This window comes from Paenibacillus sp. MCAF9 (assembly GCF_052114265.1).
Classification (GTDB): Bacteria; Bacillota; Bacilli; order Paenibacillales; family Paenibacillaceae; genus Pristimantibacillus.
Genome location: NZ_JBFREL010000034.1, coordinates 16,069 through 35,080, shown reverse-complemented (window position 1 = coordinate 35,080; position 19,012 = coordinate 16,069). Strand labels below are relative to the sequence as shown.

Genomic DNA, 19,012 nt, shown 5'->3' with positions numbered 1-19,012 from the left:
ATTACCTTGTGGATCTGCTATTGTAGTCGTAAGCAGTAATTTTGAGGAGTTGAACTGATGATGAGACCGTTTCTTCGTATGCTGACACCCGCACTGATTATGCTAATGGCCGTTATGCTTTCCGGCTGCGGCGAGCAATTCATCGTGCTCGATCCGAAAGGGCCAATCGGCGAGTCTCAGAAAGATTTGATTTATTTTTCAACCATTCTGTGTGCGGTTATTATCGTGCCCGTACTTATCCTGACAGCTGTTATCGTCTGGCGGTACCGTGATAAGCCCGGCAGTAAAGCTTCCTATAAGCCTAACTGGGAGCACAGCACGAAGCTAGAGATTACCTGGTGGAGCATTCCGATTGTAGCGATCCTTGTTCTTGCTATAGTCACCGTCAAATACACGTATGCGCTCGAGCCTTCCAAACCGATTGAGTCGGCTAAGGCGCCAATTACGATCCAGGTTACTTCACTTGATTGGAAATGGTTGTTTAAATATCCTGAAGAGGATATTGCGACCGTCAACTATTTGAAGATTCCTGAAGATACGCCGATTAGATTCCAGTTAACATCGGATACGGCGATGAACTCCTTCTGGGTTCCACAACTCGGCGGACAAATTTATTCCATGTCAGGGATGGCGATGACCTTATTCCTACAGGCTGATGAGCAAGGCAGCTATTATGGCTCCGGTGCTAACTTCACAGGAAAAGATTTTGCCAAAATGACATTCAAGGTGGATGCTACGTCCGAAGAGGACTATAAAGCTTGGGTAAGCGAGGTTAAAGCATCGTCACCGGCACTGACAATGGATGGGTTCGAGAAGCTTACTGAACCAGGTCCTTCTAATGTGCAGTTGTTCTCCAGCTTCCCTGAAGGATTGTTCAATAAAATTGTAACGCAATATGTAAAAGGCGACGGCAGCGCTCACCAGCATCATGGTGGAGGCGCAACAGAGCCCGCCGCAGAAACGGATAAAGAATCCATTACAGCGGATACGTCTGCGACGCAAAAAGAAACGAAAAGCAAACCAGATTTAAATGCTCATATTCATGCGGGTCATTAACCCGCTTTCAAGCAAATGCTTAAGAGGCGAGTTTGTGCCACAAACTTTTAGGAGGACCCCTCATGTTAGACAAAATTAAAGATTTCGCGTCCGAATTTTTCGTCACAGGCGATCCGCTTATTTTAGGGGCTCAAGTATCCATCGGCCTGTCGGTTGTGGCGATTATATTCACGCTTACCTTTTTCAAAAAATGGCGCTGGCTTTGGACAGAATGGCTGACCAGCGTCGACCATAAGAAGATCGGTATTATGTATATCATCGCATCTATTCTTATGCTGTTCCGCGGCGGCGTTGATGCGCTGCTCATGCGTGTTCAGCTCGCAGCGCCTGAAGTGGAGTTTTTGCAGCCGGATCACTATAACCAAATCTTTACGACACACGGCGTAATCATGATCTTGTTCATGGCGATGCCGCTTATGTTCGGATTATTCAATATCGTCGTCCCACTGCAAATTGGTGCCCGCGACGTTGCATTCCCGTTTTTGAACTCCCTTAGCTTCTGGATGTTCTTCTTCGGTGCCATGCTGTTTAACGTATCCTTCATTATCGGCGGTTCACCTGATGCAGGATGGCTCGCTTATCCGCCGCTCTCTGAGCTGTCAGGAAGTCCGGGACTCGGACAGGACTTCTATATATGGGGTATCCAAATCTCAGGTATCGGTTCATTGGCTACAGGTATTAACTTTATCGTTACGATTCTAAAAATGCGCGCACCAGGCATGAAGCTTATGCAAATGCCGATGTTCGTATGGTCTGTCTTGTCATCATGTGTAACTATTATTTTCGCATTCCCAATTTTGACTGTTACCTTGTTCCTATTGTTCATCGACCGATATCTGGGCGCTCACTTCTTTACGCTCGACGGCGGGGGCAACCCGATGATGTATATCAACCTCATCTGGATGTGGGGACATCCTGAAGTATATATTGTTATCTTGCCTGCTTTTGGTATTTTCTCTGAAATTGTTTCGGCTTTCTCGAAGAAAAAATTGTTCGGTTATAAATCAATGGTATTCGCGCTTATGTCGATCAGCTTCTTCTCTTTCTTTACATGGGCGCATCACTTCTTCACAATGGGTTCAGGCGCCAACGTCAATGCTTTCTTCGCTTTGACGACGATGATTATCGCAATACCGACCGGGGTTAAAATATTCAACTGGCTGTTTACGATGTATCGAGGCCGAATTAGGTTTACTACTCCGATGATGTGGACGGTAGCATTTATTCCCTGCTTCGTTGTCGGTGGGATGACCGGGGTGCTCTTGTCTGTCGCACCTGCTGACTTCCAGTTCCATAACAGTTACTTCCTGATCGCGCATTTCCATCAGGTGCTTATCGGCGGCGTTGTGTTCGGTTACTTCGCAGGCCTTTACTACTGGTGGCCAAAAATGTTCGGCTTCCGTTTGCATGAAGGTCTTGGCAAATGGGCATTCTGGTTCTGGAACATCGGCTTCTATGTTTGTTTCATGCCGCAATACGCACTTGGCTTAATGGGTATGACGCGTCGTTTCAACGAATATGACTTCGATATGGGCTGGCAGCCTTTGAACGTCGTCTCTACGGTTGGAGCATTCTTGATGGGTATCGCGTTTATTTTCCAAGTATGGCAAATCGCTCACAGCATCAAGTTTTTCAAGAAAGAAAAAGATGGCGATGCATGGGATGGTCGTACGCTCGAATGGTCGATTCCATCACCTGCGCCGCTATATAACTTTGCTCGCTTGCCACAGGTTACTAGCCAAGACGAGTGGTGGGAAGAAAAGCAGCGCATTGCAAATGGTCAGCCAGCTAAACCACTTGCGCCGCTTGAACCGATTCATATGCCGAAAAATTCAGGTATTCCATTCATTATGTCGATCTGCTGGTTTATTGCAGGCTTCGGCTTCGTATGGGATTGGCTATGGATGGCCATACCAGGTCTAGTCGGCGTAGCCGTATGTATGCTTGTTCGTTCGTTCTCTTACGATACCGATTATTACATTCCGGTGGATGAGATTGAACGTACGGAAGCAGCGTTAAGGGGGACAAAATAATGGCACATGCAGTTTCCACTCCAGCAGGAGCGCATGGCGGACACGGCGCTGGACACGGCGGCGGTCACCATGACGATCATCACGATCAAGAATCGATGAAAATGTTCGGCTTCTGGCTGTTTCTTATAACCGACGTTATTTTGTTCGGTACGTTATTCGCAACCTATGTCGTCCTCCGTCTCAACACAGACGGCGGACCGACAGGTGCCGAATTGCTTGAGATGAACGGTATTATCATTTCGACCTTCATTCTACTGACAAGCAGCTTTACAAGCGGTATAGCTGTTCTTGAAATGAACAAAGGCAACAAGCGCGGCCTTATTCTTTGGCTCGCCATTACAGCAGTGCTCGGCGCTTCATTTATCTATCTTGAAGTAAATGAGTTCATGCATTTGGTGCACGAAGGCGCTAATATCGGAACAAGTGCCTACTGGTCAGCCTTCTTCGTTCTCGTCGGCACACACGGACTTCACGTATCGCTTGGCTTAGTCTGGATGATTGCACTAATTCTTCAGATTAGACGCCGCGGCATTACACCCGTTACGAAGCGCAAAGTCGGCATCATCAGCTTGTACTGGCATTTCCTGGATGTCGTATGGATTTTCGTATTCTCAATCGTTTATTTGATGGGGGTGATGTAGGATGGAAAACCATAACACACATTCGCAGGACGCACACGGGTCCCACGGCGGATCGATGAAGTCTTATGTGATCGGCTTCCTATTCTCCATCATTCTGACAATCATTCCGCTTGTCGTGGTAATGAATGACCTGCTCAGCAAAAAAGCTGCAACCTTGCTCATCCTTGTGACGGCAGTTCTGCAATTTGCTGTTCAGCTTATCTTCTTTATGCACATACGGGATGAGGAGAAACCTCGCTTCAACCTGATGGCGCTTATATTCGGCCTCGTTATTTTGCTGACGATCGTTGCAGGTTCTGTATGGATTATGACTTACAATGCCGTTGCCGTCGCTTCATAATCGGCTATATGAATAAATATAAAGCTGTGCTAAAGTCTATCAGACTTTGGCGCAGCTTTTTTTCGTTTGTTATTTAATGCTTATAGTCAAACTCTCCCTATCAAGGGCTGCTTCATCCGTGCCATAATCATCTTATATGAATACCGAAACGAAAGATGAGGTGGGACGCCATGTCCATTACACTACGCCCCTTGCAGCTGCCAGAGGACTACGAGCAGCTTGCACAATTGCTTAATCAAGTGTGGTCAGAACCGACGACTGCTGAGAACCTGCACGATGCAGATAAGAAGCTGTATGAGATTGGACATACATGGATGGATGAGAACGGACTGCTTGCCGGATACGATCGCGAGCGGCAGGTTGCAGTAAATGAGCAAGGCGATATTGTCGGCTACGCCTGGACGTGGCGGGCGCCTTGGACAGAGCCTGGCTACTTATGCAATACGCTTGTCGTATCAGAGCCTTATCGCAAGCAGGGAATCGGCCAATTGCTGTTAGCTCACATTGGCAAATGGGCTCTGAAAATCGGCGCTTCTACGCTCATTACTGAAGTATGGGACGATAATGAGGATGCGATTCGGTTTGCAAAGCGACATGCTTTTGTAATTGAACGCCATGCCTTCCAGTCCGTCCTTACACTTGGTGATCATGATGGAGCGCAACAACCGCAGTTTCCAAGCATGCCAGACCTTGGGACGCTGCGCTTCCTAACGCTTGCCGATGAACCCGGTGAAGAAAGCGAACAGAAGCTATATGAGATCTATAAAGAAACACTGGTGGACATTCCCGGTTATCTTGGTGAGGTCCCTGATTTCGTCGAATGGCGCAAATGGTATTTGAAAGTAGACGGCTATGCGCCTGAGCAAGTGATTATCGCTGCTGACGGCGACCGCTTCGTGGGGGTTACTAATGTCCTGCTTAATCCACAAACAAACGGGATGTATCATGAATATACCGGCGTAAGCAGAGCTTATCGCGGCAGGAAAATTGCTTTTGCTTTAAAGCTCAAAGCGATTGAGCTTGCTCAACAGCATCAAGCCGCATATATCCGTACAGATAATGACTCAACAAATGCACCTATTCTCAGCATTAATCGCAAGTTAGGTTATATACCTCTTCGCGGCTCTTATCGTGTCCTGGCTCCTCTTCAAGAGGTGTTGAGTAAGTTGCCCATCGAAGTACAGCAATGAACGACATCTCCTCATATCCCCCTCTCTTAAAAAAAGCAGCTTGAAGCGAGAACATCCCGCTTCAAGCTGCTTTTCCAATTCCACTACTAACGTCCCTGTTCCACGACCTCTACATCCTTCGGTACAATTAATGTCAGCTCCGGGCTGACCGTGTCTGAGATTAGGCCGCCGTCCCGGTGATCCACGGAACCAACCATGACATACATTGTTGAGCCAACAACATCAGTTTTCAGCATTTTATTGTCCAATCGCTCATACTTCTCGGATGACCAATATCGAATTTGGCCAAACAACTTAAGCTCGCGTGTTTCCGTTTGCTCAAGCGTCACGCCATCCAAGGTGTGCACAACAATCTTCTTAATATCAGCAGGCACCCCTATTTTCTTCGTTTCCACAAATGCTGATCGCTGCGACATTTGCAGCCCTCGCTGCAGCTCATCGAACAAGCCCGTTGACATGAGCAGTGCAAGCCCGAGACTGGCTGTTCCAACCATTCCTACAAAAAAGACACTCATCCAGTCATAACGAACGATAGTACGCGCACTGCTAGAAAACTTCAAGTAAAGCAGCAGCTCCGCTCCAAGCATAATGAAAACGACGGGTGCGACCCAGACGAGCACTTCGTAAGCCTCCATGTCCTGCCATAGAGAGACAGCTAACGCTGTCCCCACGAGAATCAGCGTCACGCCCATGGATAATGAGCCGACGCGCCAAGTGCGAACGCCTGATGGTTGATTGACAGACGGTTCAGCCATATTTACCGTGTTGGTGTTCAATGCGAATCCTCCTCGTACTTTCTTGGCACCGGCTTATGAAGCTCTGGCGGTTTACCTTTGCTCATTACCGGAGATGCCTTGCTTCCGAAAGCTAGACGCATGCCTACAATAATCATAATAAATGCGACAACAGCCGTTGGTATCATATATTTAATTTGCATGTATTGGGAATAAAGCTCCCTTGAGAAATGAGAAGTAACCTCTACAGCTACACGATCGAGCAGGTAATAAACGCCGAATCCCAGCAGCCCAAAACCAAACCAGCGCTGATAAGGGACAAGTTGCGTCAATACCGGTTCATCGGTAAGCACCTGACGCTCATATCGAGACGTCTGCTGCAGCGCATCGAAGAAAGCAAAGCACCAGAACAGCGGAAGCAGGAAAAAAAACAGCGACAAGCGCAAATTGTCCATAATATAGACGGCGAGAAGAAAACCGCCCATTAGCTGCAGGCCGCGTTTTTGCAAACCTAGATACAGATGTCCTGCACCTGGAAAAATAGCTAATGCGATAGCCAGTACTTTGCTTTTACGCCCAGAGGCGATATACGATTCCATATCCTCAAATATAGCACGGTCCGCCACATGCTCCCCGCGCTGCTTGGCATGCAGCTGGCTGATTGCGTCAAACATGCTGTATATCCAAATAACGGGAAGCGCCAAAAGAAAAACGAGCAGCTCTGCCCTGTGCGTTATCGTGCCTAAGAAGACGATAATCGCAAACCAGCCAATGAAGGAAATGAGGAAGGTAATGCCCCGCTGCATAAGCCCCATATGCATATGCCCTAGACCCGGAATCAGAGAGAACATGATGGTACGCGACTTCTCGCGCTGGCGCTCCTGCTCCAAAGGAACGAAGCCTGGCGAGAAATGATCAGCAGGATGCTCGAATGGATGCTGATTAGCAGCGCCTGACGGCAATCCCTTGCCTAGCAGCAAGAAGATGACCATGTCAATCATATTAATGATTCCCGCCATCGCCGCTACAAATAACAAAAAGATATAAACTGTATCCTCCATATACCCGCCCATTAATCCAAATAGCATACACAATCCTATCGAACCAAAGAAAGCTCCCCCGTACAAAACCGCACGTACTGGGCGACCAGCATAGGCATGTCCTACGCCAGGTAAAAAGGAAAGAAAGAACGCCGCTAACGGGCTTTTATTCATCATTGATTCATTCCCTTCTATCTTCGTTTTTTCATTTATCTAAATCGAGATGCTTTTAAGCCATCGAGCCACGATCCGGTTTGATCAACCATTCTGTCTGACCAAGATTCGGAATGTCCACCTGCCGCCGCTGGCGGATTCGGCCTTATATCCTGCTGTTCATTCTCATTCATATCAAGCTGAGCCAGCTTCTGCGAGAAGGAGGCAAAAGTTCCGCTGGCGAGCAGGAGCAGCGTAATCGAAGCTGCTATGGTGTAATGCGTTACCGGATGCTGAAGCCATGTCCGCAGACGGCGAGGCTTCTCTTGTATAGTACTTGCCCCGACTTCTTCATGATCATGTTCCTGCTCCATCATCAATTGCTCCACGACACGCTTCTCTATTTGCTCCATGTTAGGCAGCGGCGTCGTTAAATGAGAATCTGCCCACTGCATCTCGCCCTCAGCTGTTTCAATCGCAATGACGAACAGCTGCAAACAAAAGTCGCAAGCAGCCAAATGCTGCTCAACCGGTATACGCTCAGCCTCAACCAGTCTGTCGTTTACGTAACGAAACATTTGATCAGAAGAAATATGCTCAATCATCATTCGAAGTCCTCCTTCCGAAAATGGCGCTTCATCCAGCCTCTTGCCCGGTACAGCCTGGACTCTACGCTTTTGCGTTCAAGTCCAGTTTCGGCTGCGATTTGTTCATATGACTTGTCTTCCATATAATAAGCGGTTATGACTTCACGATAGTTTTCCGGCATTTCTTCCACTCGCTCTCGTATCTGCTGCCTATCCGCCTGTTCGATGGCTAATGTTTCTGCAGCAGGAGCAGACACAAGTTCTTCATGTACTTTTTCAGACATCGCTTCGCTATCCATTAGCTCCTCTGGCTTTCGTGCACGGCTGCGTTTGAAATCGATCGCTCGATTGACGGCAATACGGGTAATCCATGTTTTGAGCCCATCCAATCGACAATCCGGAAGGGAGCGATAAATTTGCAGCAGCACTTCCTGTGTAATATCCTCCGCATCATGCGGTGAACGAAGCACTGCGAAGACTGTTCTATATATATAAGGACCATATGCCTGTACAAAAGGACCAAAATGCTCGGGCCCGCCCTTCTGTACCTCTCTGATCCAATCCTCGTCTTGAATGTCGCTCCCCTCCTTCCCAATCTAATAGACGCCAGCTTGTCCCGCATACCCTGCACTTGCTGCCAAAAAAATTTTTATAATGCTTTAACAGCCTCTATCAACGCGGAAAACCTCATCATTCGATAGGACTAGCCTACGAACGATGAGGTTCTCATCCATAATTCACAATAAACTCAATCTGCTGCTAATAACGGCCAGCTGCTATACGTTCAAAGCTTGCTTAAGCTCATCTGGGGAGCGATCCCACCACTCAAGATTATGCTCCACAAGCAGCTTGCGAAGCGCCGATTTATCGACATCGCCAAGCTCGGACAAGTTATAGCGGCGTTTGAGTGATTGATCCAGCTTGTTCACGTGATCCGGAAGAAGCTTCCACCCGCGACGCGCCTCGGAATCAATCAGCATCTCGCATGCCGTAGCGCCCGCGTAATAGGAGCCTTCTTCATTGCGGTCAACCGCTACCCATACGATCCAGCATTGACGACCGTTCGGAGTATCCTCTTTGTTTGGCGTAAACTTAATGCCACGCTCTACTTTACTCTTTGCATGCATAGCGCCAACATCGATATAAGCAACGCCATCATCAATAATAACACAGGATACCGCGCTCAAATCGATCGTTCCTGCTCCAAAACCTTTATGTTGTTTGCTGCTCACTACGTTGAGCGACAGTGATTTCTTTTCTTTCTTTACCGGCTCAGCCGGCTGTCCTTGTTCTTCCGTCATTCGTATTCACACCTTCCCCGATACAATAATTCCATTTTAGCTAATAATCATCGAAAAGCAAACATATACATGCTGTAGATGCTTGTCAACGGGAGGGAAACGTTCAATGACTCCACGCTATTTCAAACGAATTTTACTCGTAATACTCGCAGTCGCGCTGCTCGGGATATCGATGCAGCATGACTTCGGGACTGCTTGGCAATCCCAATATACTTATGCTTTCGCCCCCGCCGCTAACGCCAAGCAAGCACTAGCGCCTGCCCAAAAGTCGGTCAAGCCGCCTGCCGTGCAGGAGCCGAATACGGTCATCACACCTAAACCGCAAGAGCTGAGCAATCGTGTCGTTGAGTACCATATCAACGTGCATTTAACGAATGATGCAAAGCAGCTGAACGGTGAGCAAACCGTAACTTGGACTAACCCTGGCAAAAAAACAGTGTCCGAGCTCTATTTCCATCTGTACCCGAACGCCTTTCAATCGGGCAAAACCACGTTTATGAAAGAATCCGGCGGCAAGCTGCGCCAGGACAAAGCAACAACCAATAGCCAAGGCTATATGAACCTGCTTACGCTAGAAACGCTGAACGGAGAGAGCCTGCTGCCACGCCTTCAATATGTACAACCTGACGATGGCAATGCCAATGACTTTACTTTGGCCAAAATCCGCTTGCCGGAGCCTATCGCTCCCGGCACCTCCGTAACGCTGCGAATGAGCTACGAGGTGAAGCTCCCAGAGGTATTCGCAAGAATGGGCTATTCCGGCAACTTCGTGATGGCTGGGCAGTGGTTTCCAAAGCTCGCTGTATATGAGACAGCCGGCATGCGCGGACGTACAGCTGAGGGCTGGAATGTCCATCAATATCATGGCAATTCTGAGTTCTACAGCGACTTCGGCATATACAGCGTTCGGATTAATGTGCCTGAGAACTACACCGTCGCTGCAACGGGCTTCCAGACAAAGCCTATCGAGATCAAGGAAGCAACAAAAATTTACCAGTTTTATGCTGATGATATTCATGATTTTGCTTGGTCGGCCTCACCAGACTTCGTTTATGAAGAGACTGCTTATTCAGATACCGGCATTCCCGGTGTACGCATTAAGCTGTATCTTGATCCTGCGCATGCTGACCTTAAGGATCGCTACATGCATGCAGCCAAGTCCGCACTCTCAAGCTACGCCAAGTGGTATGGTGAATATCCTTACAGTACGCTGTCGATCGTCGTTCCGCCCAAAGGAGCGAACGGAGCTGGCGGCATGGAGTATCCAACACTCATAACCGCTTTCGCTGCAGAAAATGATAACCCAGGCTACGATCTTGAACGTACGGTCGTGCATGAGATTGGCCATCAATACTGGTACGGAATGGTCGCCTCTAATGAATTCGAGGAGGCATGGCTGGACGAGGGGTTTACGTCCTATGCCGAGGATAAAGTAATGGAGACGGCATACGGCTTGGAGCCGAATTTGCGCATGGAAGCGAGCTATATGACCAACCCTGCTCCGCTCAAGCAGCAATCTTGGTCATACGCCAGCCACTCGCAATATGCCGAGAATGTATATTTGAGGGCAAAGCTGGTGCTCGTTGGCATCGAGAATCAGGTCGGCTCCAGAACGATGCAAAAAATATTGCGAACCTATTTCCAAAAGTATAAGTTCAAGCATCCATCGACAGCAGACTTCCAGCGTGTTGTCGAACAGGTAACAAAAACGAAATGGAATGATTATTTCAGCCAATATGTCTACGGCAACAAAATGGCCGACTTTTCGATCGAATCGATTCATGTACGCCCAGTCACCCAAGATGGTGCTGAGATGTATGAATCTGTTGTACTCGTTAAGAAAAACGGCGGTAGTAATGGCGAGATAAAAGTGTTGATGAAGTTTACTGACGGCACCAAGATAACAAAGCTTTGGGATACTCAGGAATCCCATATGCAATATAAACAACTGCATTCCGCTCCGCTTGAATGGGCAGTCGTTGACCCAAACAACAGCAATGTGCTTGATAATAAGCTCATTAACAACTACATGCAGGCTCAGCTGCCAGAGGATACACGCACGAGATGGAGCCTCGGCGTTGTCCAACTAATTGAAGGACTGCTCGGGTCGCTGAGCTGGTAAGTAATTGCGTTCAAGGAGCGATAAACGATGAAAATACATTTGAAGCAAGGCTGGCGGTTAGCGGTGAAACATTTTTACATTGTTGTTTTATTATTTCTTTATCAGCTGATCTGGGGGTTCTTCCTTTACCGCTTCATTGATTCGGTCGTGGCTCCGCTGCTGCGTCGATATCCGAGCTCCGCTCCTTCAGAAGCAGCCGTTCAGCTATTCATGACCGAAGCTCAATTCCAGCTGTTCAAGACCGATCTCATTAATCCTTACGTCTGGACGCTGGGCGGTCTCCTAGTTGCCCGAATGCTGATCACTCCCTTATTCAATGCCGGTCTATTCTATTCGTTAAATCAGTCCAGATCGAATGGAGGGACACGATTTCTAGAAGGCATTCGCAAAGCTTGGAAGCCTGTAGTTCTGCTTTACTGGATCGAGGTTATTTTATCTGTGGCTCCTGCTTGGTATGTGCTGCCGCACTCACTGGATGCGCTTCTAGTGAGCGGCTCTATTCCAGAGCTGCTGCAAACGGTGCTGCCTAGCGCCCTTCTATGGCTCCTATGGGGCACAGTGCTGCATCTGCTGTTTCTAGCCATGCAATTCAGCGCTGCATCAGGAGGAAGCATATTCCGTTCCTTATGGCACGCTCTCCGAAATTTCCTCACCTATGCAGCTGTGTCGCTCATCATGTGGGGGATTGGAGCAGCCGCTGGAATTGTGGTGACAAGTCTCTCCATGCTGTGGGCCGGACTGTTGGCACTCATCCTGCATCAGGGTTATTATCTCATTCAAACGCTGATGAAGGTCTGGACGATTGCCGCGCAATATGACTTCCTGGAAACGAAAAGAATGTAGCAAACCAAAAAAGCCTTCAGCGTCCTCTGGATGCTGAAGCAAAAATAAACCTTCATTCCACGCTTTGCTGTGGTGTGGAGGTTTTTTTGCAACTAACCGCAACTAAATGATGGGAGTTCTGTATAAATAACTGAAAGAAAATCAAAAATGGGGGATATTCACAAATGATGCGTAAAAAACTAGTTATTATATCCATGGTATTGCTCTTATCGGGCGGTTCATTGGTTGCAGCAGACAAACTATTTCAGAAGGTAACGCTCCTTTATAATAATAAGCAATCCACTGACGATGCTGTCGTTGTAGACGATAAGGTTTATATTAGTATTCGTTCTTTAAGCGACACCCTTCAAGCCTTCGTCCAATGGAAGAGCAATGATAAGAAGCTCATTATTCAGAAGCCCAATGTGCATATGTTTCTAATGAACGAGAAGCGAGCTATGTTCGGACAGGTTGATAAAGGCAGTGTTCAGAAATTTTTAGTGCAAGCGCAAATCGATAATTTGAATATGGCGATTTCAGAGTTCAAAGTGACCATCGTCGATCCTAATGATAAGGAAACGACAATCGACAGCCGCAGCCAAGATGATGATGATTTTAAAGAGTTCGTCGAAAAAGACACCTTTTGGTTCAGCTCCAAGCTCGTTTCCTACGATTTTAAAAATGCTGGAAAATACAAGGTACAGTTTTGGATGCAGCAAAAAAACAACGATCCACAGCTCATTTCTGAAAAAATCGTCACCGCAAAATAAATCTTTTTTTCGATTGCCCAAAGGGGGCTGTTCTCATGAACAGCCTCCTTTGTCTATTTCTGCCGCTCTATCTGGAGCAGCAGCTAGGCTGTCTGAATCTACTCTTATTCACGAGTGATATAGATGAGATTTTTCTAATTTATGAGGAGCAAAATGGTGAAATACCGCCGTTTACGGCACTTTAAGCTAGTCCTTGCGATATAGCGCCAAAAGGACAAATCGGTATATTTTACACAACATCCACATAATTAATGAAATTGACTCCATGTATTTAGTTAGAAAGCACTACTGTGGCGTGTTTATATTACAGAAAGAACGGTTTAACGAAGCAAATTGTCAAAAGGTTACATGAGAATTATTAGAAATTGCCACTAAAGGCAGGAGATCATTGAAAATAATCGAATATTTCTCAAAGCAATAAAAAAACTGCCTAATTCCCTATTGGGATACGGGGGAACCACTTTGGGTGAATTGATTCCGACGTTTGAGTTTTTTTCAAACGCCCGAGGAATCATAGGGAGCCTTCAACCGAACCCCACAGCTAACCTCGTCGGCATTGGAAGGAGTTTCACAATTGAAGAAGATTACCGCATTAATCCTGGGTCTCGTTCTCGTGCTCGCTTTTCAAGCGGGAAGCGCTTTCGCTGACTCAAAATTGAACGGAATTGTCAATGATCTTATTGGTACTCCGTACAAAAGCGGCGGAACGTCGTCGAAAGGTTTTGATTGCTCCGGCTTCACGAGCTATGTGTTCGAGAAAATGGGCATTGAGCTTTCACGTACTTCTGGTTCGCAAGCAAAAGAAGGTACAAAGGTCGCTAAGGCTGACCTCATTGCGGGAGATCTTGTGTTCTTCGACACAGTTGGCGGCAATAATAGCGCCATATCCCATGTTGGCATTTACATTGGAGATGGAAAGTTTGTACATTCGTCCTCGAGCAGAGGCGTTGTAACTGACAAACTTAACTCCGAGTACTATGAGGGACGATATGTAACTGCTCGTCGTATCATGGATGCTGATTCATACCAAGCCAACGTTGACGTAAAATAGAGCAACCTAATCCCTCTTCTTGAGGGTTGAACGGGTAGACTCATCTAGCAAAGCCGCAGTTTTTTGTCCTCTGACGACAAATGACTTGCGGCTTTGCTGTTTCATTCCAGCTAGAATGCGGCCGTTCAATGTTGCGCTTATGGAAGGAGCTATCACTGATGTATTTGTTTATTCACCGCAAGGATTTGCGTATTGCAGATTTGCGCGCTTTTGATTATTTGAAGAAAAAAGAGAAACAAGGCATTCATTTGCTAATCATAGATCCCGTTATTACAGGAGATGGCCGTTTAACTAGTCATAGCGGCCGGAATTTCATGGCGCAAGCCGCCTCACTTCTGCACAGCTATTCTAATGCAGGAAAGGAACTGCATGTGCTTTATGGTAATCCTGCTGCGATCACCGAAGCACTGCTGCATGCGCATCCCATTGATGAGGTTATTGTTCATACAGACTATACGCCTTACTCACGGCAGCGAGATGAGCAGCTTGGGCTAACCACACGCAGCCTTGGCCGCCGATGGATGTCTATTGCCGATTCACCTCTTGCTGATCTAGATGCTTTCCCGGCATTTGCTCGAAAAATGGAGCCATACAAGGTTTTCACACCCTTTTATCGCAAGTGGAGCAGCTTTATGCTGGAGTGCTATAGCCCAATGAGTGAAACGACGATTCATGAGCTTGCTACCTTAAGCGAAATTAATGCCAAGGTTGCGCAATCCTTCGCTTTGCCTGAATCCGTTTCGCGCGCCCTAGGCGGCACGAACGTGCAAGGATCGTCCAAAGGATTATCCAAGCTGGAACGGTTCGTACGAGAACGCCTTGCCTCTTATTCGGAGAGCAGGGACGCATATGCCGGTGATCATACAAGCCAGCTTGCACGTTTCCTTAATACGGGCGCCATCTCCGCCCGCCAAGCCTACGAAATGACCCAAGGGCTTCCGGGGTCTGAATTATGGGTACGGCAGCTGGCATGGCGTGATTTTTATTTATACCAAGCGATGTATCATGATGATTTCTTTCGTTACGAGCAGCTCGCTGATATGTCCAAGCTCTCAGATGCTCATTTAGAAGCATGGGCTGCAGCTGCCACCGGCATTCCAATCATTGATGCGGCCATGACGCAGCTCAATCGTACAGGTGAGCTGCCCAACCGCTTGCGAATGGTAACAGCCATGTTTTTAACTAAAAATCTGCTATGTCCCTTCACGCTTGGCGAACAATATTTCCGCCTTCACTTAAGCGATTATGACAACACGCTTAATCGCGGCGGCTGGCTGTGGTGCTCTTCACTCGGGTATGACGCAGCGCCTTACTTCCGCATCATGAATCCTGCAACTCAGTCGCAAACGCATGATCCTAGCGGCAGCTATATTAGGCGCTGGCTGCCTCATTTGAATCATCTGACAGACAAAGAGATTCATCAGCCGCAAAGCGGTGCCATCGTCGACTTGAAAGCATCACGCGCGCGCGCCATAGAGGTATACAAAACCATTCTTAAATAGTTGAAAGCATTTAGAACAACACGTTTAATAATAAATAAACCTCCACACCCGCTTTGAAACAGCGAATGTGGAGGTTTTTTTATAATTTGCAGTTCATTTAAGCCTTGGATCGTATGCTGTGAATTTGTTTTCTTCCGAGCAGGAGCATCGCCGCTAGCAGAAGCAGCAGCAGTATAACTAAGCTGCTTATATACCATAACGTAGATTGCACGTTGTACTGATCCATTATCCAGCCAGTCAAACGCGGAAAAATCGCTCCTCCAAGCCCGCCGAATGCTACAAGCAAACTCGTTGTCCTCTCCGTCATACCCGGAATGAGCTCATTGGCATAAACAAGAGCGATACCGAATATACCCGAGAAGAACAATCCGCTAAGTGCGACAAAGGCAAGCATCCAGCTAAGCTGACCCATAACAGCCATTAAAACAAAAACGACCGAGGCGCCCGCTGTAGCAATAAGCAAGTAACGCGAATAACCCATCCGATCAGCCAACAGCCCAGCAAACAGACGCCCTAGCACCATCGTTCCCCAGAACAAGCTGAGCACCGCTGCCGCACTGGATTCTCCTACACCTGATCGAACGATGAGAATAGAAGGCAGATAGTTGGAGAAGCTCATTTCCATTCCTACATAAAGCATAAAAAATAAAGCCGATAACAAGAGAAATGGAAGTGCTTTGCGCGGATAGCCAAAAAAGACAGAACCGCGAGTGGATTGCAATCCTTCCAACTCATTCGAATGGCCTTCCTTCACTTCCGGTGTTCGAGCAACTATACCAAGCTCATCATCCAGCTCTCCAAAGGACATCGTCAGCCAGAGAACAAAGGTGATGCCTGACATCGCTGCCAGAATCGGAAAGGAAACCTGCCATATGCTATGCTGAATCAGATAAGCCGCTGCAATTGGAATCAACAATGCGCCAACGCCAAAAAAGGTTTCCAATCGGCTCATCGCCGATGCCTTGCCGTTTTTCGCCATATCAATAATCATTGCGCCGACGACCGCTTCCGTCATCCCAAAGCCAAGACCCGCAAGCGGAGCAATCGCGAGCATCCAGCCCCATGGTAGCAGCAAACTGTATGCCGCCTCACTGAGCGTCAGTACGCCCATCGCAATCAGTACTGCGCCTCTTTTTCCAACTCTCGAAGTAATAGATGGCGCTAACAGAACACCCACCAGGAACCCGAGGAATTGATTCATAATCCATTGCCCGCCATCTTTATAGGTTAAACCATAATGAGCAATGAGCTGTTCCAAGATAGATCCGCCCACAACATGGGCAACGCCGATGACTAAATATGACAAGCAGCCTAGCCAGATCAACTTCTTCATTTTGATGCTTCTCCTTATTTACGCGCGATCAACGCACGCCTATCTGTTATAATAAACCTATTTCATTCGACATTCGCTCTATTCAGCTACTTTCTTTCAAGCGGAGGTAAAAACAAATGACAAGCCATCAAAGCTCTATTCATTATAATCGAGATGAAGGCGATATGACCATATGCCCGCTCGAAACCGTCCATGCACAGCAACTATGCGGCTGGCGCTACGAGGCTCCATTTGATGTATATAATTGGCCGACTTGGGAGCAAATGAAAAAAGACGAAATCGAATTTGGCGATCCCGTCCTTCGTGCTGCCCAATATATAGCTGTCCTAGACGCTCAGTCTGCGCTCATTGGGTTCGCGCAGTTTTTTCCTTTAACAGGCGTAACGCGGCTCGGGCTCGGATTGCGGCCTGATCTTTGCGGTAAAGGCCTCGGCCTTGCCTTCACGCGTCTCATTGTCGCAGAGGCAATAAGGCGCACCCCTCAAAACGAAATTGATTTGGAGGTGCTTACTTGGAATACTCGTGCGATGCGCGTTTATGAACAAGCCGGCTTCCATATTACAGACACCTATGCGCGGTCTACTCCCACTGGCTTTGCCGAATGCCATTGTATGGTTTATGAGCCAGCAGCCGCACGTTAACGACGCTGGGCTCCGCGCTCAGAATCCCTCAAATCCATAAGTAAAATAAGACCAGGAGCTGCTAGAACAGATACGGTTCTAATCCATGCGTGAGAATCGAGATCAGTATAGGCGCGCGAAACGATTGCACGTCGATGCTCATTGAGCTGGACGAGATTAGGAACAAAATAGGGACGCCAACACCAGTTGGCACCGCGGTATTGCTCCTCTCGCCTCCAAGCCTTGTCCGCATCGCGATAATAATTGGATGAGAGCTGAATACCGCTCTCATTGCACAAATAAACCCGAATGCAATGCTCGTAAAGCTCGGGAAGCAGCCCCTCTATCCATTCATCCTCATGATCCAGGTAACGCGTCTCTTGAACAAGCGCAACCCACTGCTCTGCCAGCTTCTCCGATTGCCGCTGCCAATAGCGTTCAGTTCCAACGAAATGCAGCAGATGCTGATCAAGCTCCGCTTCAATTAGTGATGCAAAACAAGCAGGCTCACGAAACTCCGGCTCTGCCCTTGCAAACATATAGCCTTGGACGTAACGGGCGCCTGCCTGAATTGCGCGAGCCAAATCCTCCCTTGTCTCCACTCCCTCGACGAGCAGCGAAGCTCCAATTTGCTCTGCTAAATCAGAGAAGGATCGCAGCACACCGAAATAGCCATCATGAGTCGCGCTTTTCTTAATCATATGAATATCGATTTTGAGCAGGTTGGGCTGAATGTGAGCAATCCGATCCGTATTGCTAAAACCACTGCCTACATCATCGATTGCAATTAAACAGCCCCTTGCCCGGTATATGTCGACAACAGAACGAAGCCTATCCATGGAACCTTGGAAGCTTTCCTCCGTTATCTCTATGACAATTCGTTTCGGGTCGATTCCGTACTTATCAAGCAGCGACAACGTGTAGAGCTCGCCGATCTCCTCATACCGATAAATCCAAGACGGCTTCAAATTAATGAATAACATGGGCTGTTCTTCTTCCATTAAAGCAAGCTTGGAGAATGCCTGCTCCCGCAGTACCCGGTCCACTATAATGTGGTCCTCTTCTGGAATTTGTTCATTGCAGAAGAAAGGTCCAAGACTCCGCACGGAATCACCCTTTACAGCTCGAGCAAGCACCTCGTACCCCATAATGCGTCTTGTATCCATCGCTATAATGGGCTGATAAAATGCTGCCAATGTTTCACCATCTAATTCAAGCGCTTTCGGCAACAGCAACGATGATGAGCACTCATTCATGTCGTTCTCCTCTATGTTAGATCAATGTCAAATTATATGTCATATAGTATTGAATAACATTGTAATAGAGTCGACATTAAATGTAAAGATCCGACAAGAGCATGAAGTTTTATGTCGAATACTTATATCAATCTAATGATTTGTGTCACCTTATCATCCTGTGAAACCTCTATGATGTGATGTTTGCTATTATACGTAATGACACCGCTTCCTACCTCAATGACCGGATTCTCTCCTAGCCCAAAGAAAACATCATCCGCCAAAGCCTCCATCACTTCATGCCGATCGCTTACAGGCAGCTGAGCCCATTCATCAGGCTCCATTTCAAAAAAAGTATAGCTATTCTCAATTTCAGCCACAGCTGCTGTAAAATCCTTCAATATATCTGAATATTCTCTTGCATGTCTTACGCCCATTTGCGTATACCACCTTTGCTATCGTCATTTTTTGTACATATCTCT

General features: G+C 47.4%; 20 protein-coding genes and 1 riboswitch. Of the genes, 12 read left to right on the top strand and 8 right to left on the bottom strand.

Going from position 1 to position 19,012, the window contains the following annotated elements:
• Positions 1-57: 57 nt before the first annotated feature.
• The 5 genes from cyoA (at position 58) to AB4Z45_RS28800 (ending at position 5,260) form a co-directional block, all read left to right on the top strand.
• Complete coding sequence (cyoA, locus tag AB4Z45_RS28820; protein ID WP_441912807.1) at positions 58-1,056, top strand: ubiquinol oxidase subunit II; 999 nt, start codon at positions 58-60, stop codon at positions 1,054-1,056.
• A 62-nt stretch (positions 1,057-1,118) separates the two neighbouring features.
• Positions 1,119-3,089 (top strand): cbb3-type cytochrome c oxidase subunit I, encoded by a 1,971-nt coding sequence (locus tag AB4Z45_RS28815; RefSeq protein WP_076271580.1) that lies wholly within the window; start codon positions 1,119-1,121, stop codon positions 3,087-3,089.
• A complete protein-coding gene (gene cyoC / locus AB4Z45_RS28810) occupies positions 3,089-3,730 on the top strand; it encodes a cytochrome o ubiquinol oxidase subunit III (RefSeq protein WP_076271579.1) in 642 nt (213 codons plus the stop codon). The genes AB4Z45_RS28815 and cyoC overlap by 1 nt, the downstream gene beginning before the upstream one ends.
• Position 3,731: 1 nt before the next feature.
• A complete protein-coding gene (gene cyoD, locus AB4Z45_RS28805) occupies positions 3,732-4,070 on the top strand; it encodes a cytochrome o ubiquinol oxidase subunit IV (protein ID WP_076271578.1) in 339 nt (112 codons plus the stop codon).
• A gap of 170 nt (positions 4,071-4,240) precedes the next feature.
• The gene (locus AB4Z45_RS28800; RefSeq protein ID WP_441912806.1) at positions 4,241-5,260 is read left to right on the top strand and encodes a GNAT family N-acetyltransferase; all 1,020 of its coding nucleotides are present in this window, start codon (positions 4,241-4,243) and stop codon (positions 5,258-5,260) included.
• An 86-nt stretch (positions 5,261-5,346) separates the two neighbouring features.
• On the opposite strand, the gene AB4Z45_RS28795 is transcribed toward AB4Z45_RS28800, so the two are convergent.
• The 5 genes from AB4Z45_RS28795 to AB4Z45_RS28775 all read right to left on the bottom strand — a co-directional run bounded on the left by AB4Z45_RS28795 (position 5,347) and on the right by AB4Z45_RS28775 (position 9,075).
• Entirely contained in the window at positions 5,347-6,036 is a 690-nt protein-coding gene (locus AB4Z45_RS28795) for a hypothetical protein (protein WP_441912805.1), read from the bottom strand.
• On the bottom strand, positions 6,033-7,211 hold the full coding sequence (locus AB4Z45_RS28790; protein WP_441912804.1) for a hypothetical protein: 1,179 nt from the start codon (positions 7,209-7,211) through the stop codon (positions 6,033-6,035). The genes AB4Z45_RS28795 and AB4Z45_RS28790 overlap by 4 nt, the downstream gene beginning before the upstream one ends.
• A 32-nt stretch (positions 7,212-7,243) precedes the next feature.
• Positions 7,244-7,795 (bottom strand): hypothetical protein, encoded by a 552-nt coding sequence (locus AB4Z45_RS28785; RefSeq protein WP_441912803.1) that lies wholly within the window; start codon positions 7,793-7,795, stop codon positions 7,244-7,246.
• Complete coding sequence (locus tag AB4Z45_RS28780) at positions 7,792-8,244, bottom strand: sigma-70 family RNA polymerase sigma factor (RefSeq protein WP_441912802.1); 453 nt, start codon at positions 8,242-8,244, stop codon at positions 7,792-7,794. The genes AB4Z45_RS28785 and AB4Z45_RS28780 overlap by 4 nt, the downstream gene beginning before the upstream one ends.
• A gap of 306 nt (positions 8,245-8,550) precedes the next feature.
• Positions 8,551-9,075 (bottom strand): YwhD family protein, encoded by a 525-nt coding sequence (locus AB4Z45_RS28775; protein ID WP_430053929.1) that lies wholly within the window; start codon positions 9,073-9,075, stop codon positions 8,551-8,553.
• A 106-nt stretch (positions 9,076-9,181) separates the two neighbouring features.
• On the opposite strand from AB4Z45_RS28775, the gene AB4Z45_RS28770 reads away from it, so the two are divergent.
• The 6 genes from AB4Z45_RS28770 to AB4Z45_RS28745 all read left to right on the top strand — a co-directional run bounded on the left by AB4Z45_RS28770 (position 9,182) and on the right by AB4Z45_RS28745 (position 15,342).
• Complete coding sequence (locus tag AB4Z45_RS28770) at positions 9,182-11,197, top strand: M1 family metallopeptidase (protein ID WP_441912801.1); 2,016 nt, start codon at positions 9,182-9,184, stop codon at positions 11,195-11,197.
• 27 nt (positions 11,198-11,224) lie between these two features.
• A complete protein-coding gene (locus tag AB4Z45_RS28765) occupies positions 11,225-12,040 on the top strand; it encodes a hypothetical protein (RefSeq protein ID WP_441912800.1) in 816 nt (271 codons plus the stop codon).
• Between the two features lie 164 nt (positions 12,041-12,204).
• Positions 12,205-12,789 carry a hypothetical protein gene (locus AB4Z45_RS28760; protein ID WP_441912799.1) on the top strand — a complete coding sequence of 195 codons (585 nt, stop codon included), beginning with the start codon at positions 12,205-12,207 and terminating at the stop codon, positions 12,787-12,789.
• Between the two features lie 35 nt (positions 12,790-12,824).
• Entirely contained in the window at positions 12,825-12,974 is a 150-nt protein-coding gene (locus tag AB4Z45_RS28755; protein ID WP_179089944.1) for a hypothetical protein, read from the top strand.
• 232 nt (positions 12,975-13,206) lie between these two features.
• Positions 13,207-13,360, top strand: a riboswitch (cyclic di-AMP (ydaO/yuaA leader).
• Positions 13,361-13,363: 3 nt separating this feature from the next.
• On the top strand, positions 13,364-13,840 hold the full coding sequence (locus AB4Z45_RS28750; protein WP_076271568.1) for a C40 family peptidase: 477 nt from the start codon (positions 13,364-13,366) through the stop codon (positions 13,838-13,840).
• Positions 13,841-13,998: 158 nt separating this feature from the next.
• Entirely contained in the window at positions 13,999-15,342 is a 1,344-nt protein-coding gene (locus tag AB4Z45_RS28745) for an FAD-binding domain-containing protein (RefSeq protein ID WP_441912798.1), read from the top strand.
• A 97-nt stretch (positions 15,343-15,439) separates the two neighbouring features.
• Here AB4Z45_RS28745 and AB4Z45_RS28740 read toward each other — a convergent pair whose 3' ends face one another.
• On the bottom strand, positions 15,440-16,675 hold the full coding sequence (locus AB4Z45_RS28740) for an MFS transporter (RefSeq protein ID WP_441912797.1): 1,236 nt from the start codon (positions 16,673-16,675) through the stop codon (positions 15,440-15,442).
• Positions 16,676-16,791: 116 nt separating this feature from the next.
• Between AB4Z45_RS28740 and AB4Z45_RS28735 the strand changes: the two genes are divergently transcribed.
• Positions 16,792-17,316, top strand: a complete 525-nt coding sequence (locus tag AB4Z45_RS28735) for a GNAT family N-acetyltransferase (RefSeq protein WP_441912796.1) — start codon at positions 16,792-16,794, stop codon at positions 17,314-17,316.
• On the opposite strand, the gene AB4Z45_RS28730 is transcribed toward AB4Z45_RS28735, so the two are convergent.
• Both AB4Z45_RS28730 and AB4Z45_RS28725 read right to left on the bottom strand, forming a co-directional pair.
• Positions 17,313-18,551 (bottom strand): EAL domain-containing protein, encoded by a 1,239-nt coding sequence (locus AB4Z45_RS28730; RefSeq protein WP_441912795.1) that lies wholly within the window; start codon positions 18,549-18,551, stop codon positions 17,313-17,315. The two genes, AB4Z45_RS28735 and AB4Z45_RS28730, sit on opposite strands and share 4 nt — an antisense overlap.
• Before the next feature lie 122 nt (positions 18,552-18,673).
• Positions 18,674-18,967: a hypothetical protein gene (locus AB4Z45_RS28725; protein ID WP_076271564.1), complete on the bottom strand. Its 294-nt coding sequence runs from the start codon at positions 18,965-18,967 to the stop codon at positions 18,674-18,676.
• Between the last annotated feature and the right edge of the window lie 45 nt (positions 18,968-19,012).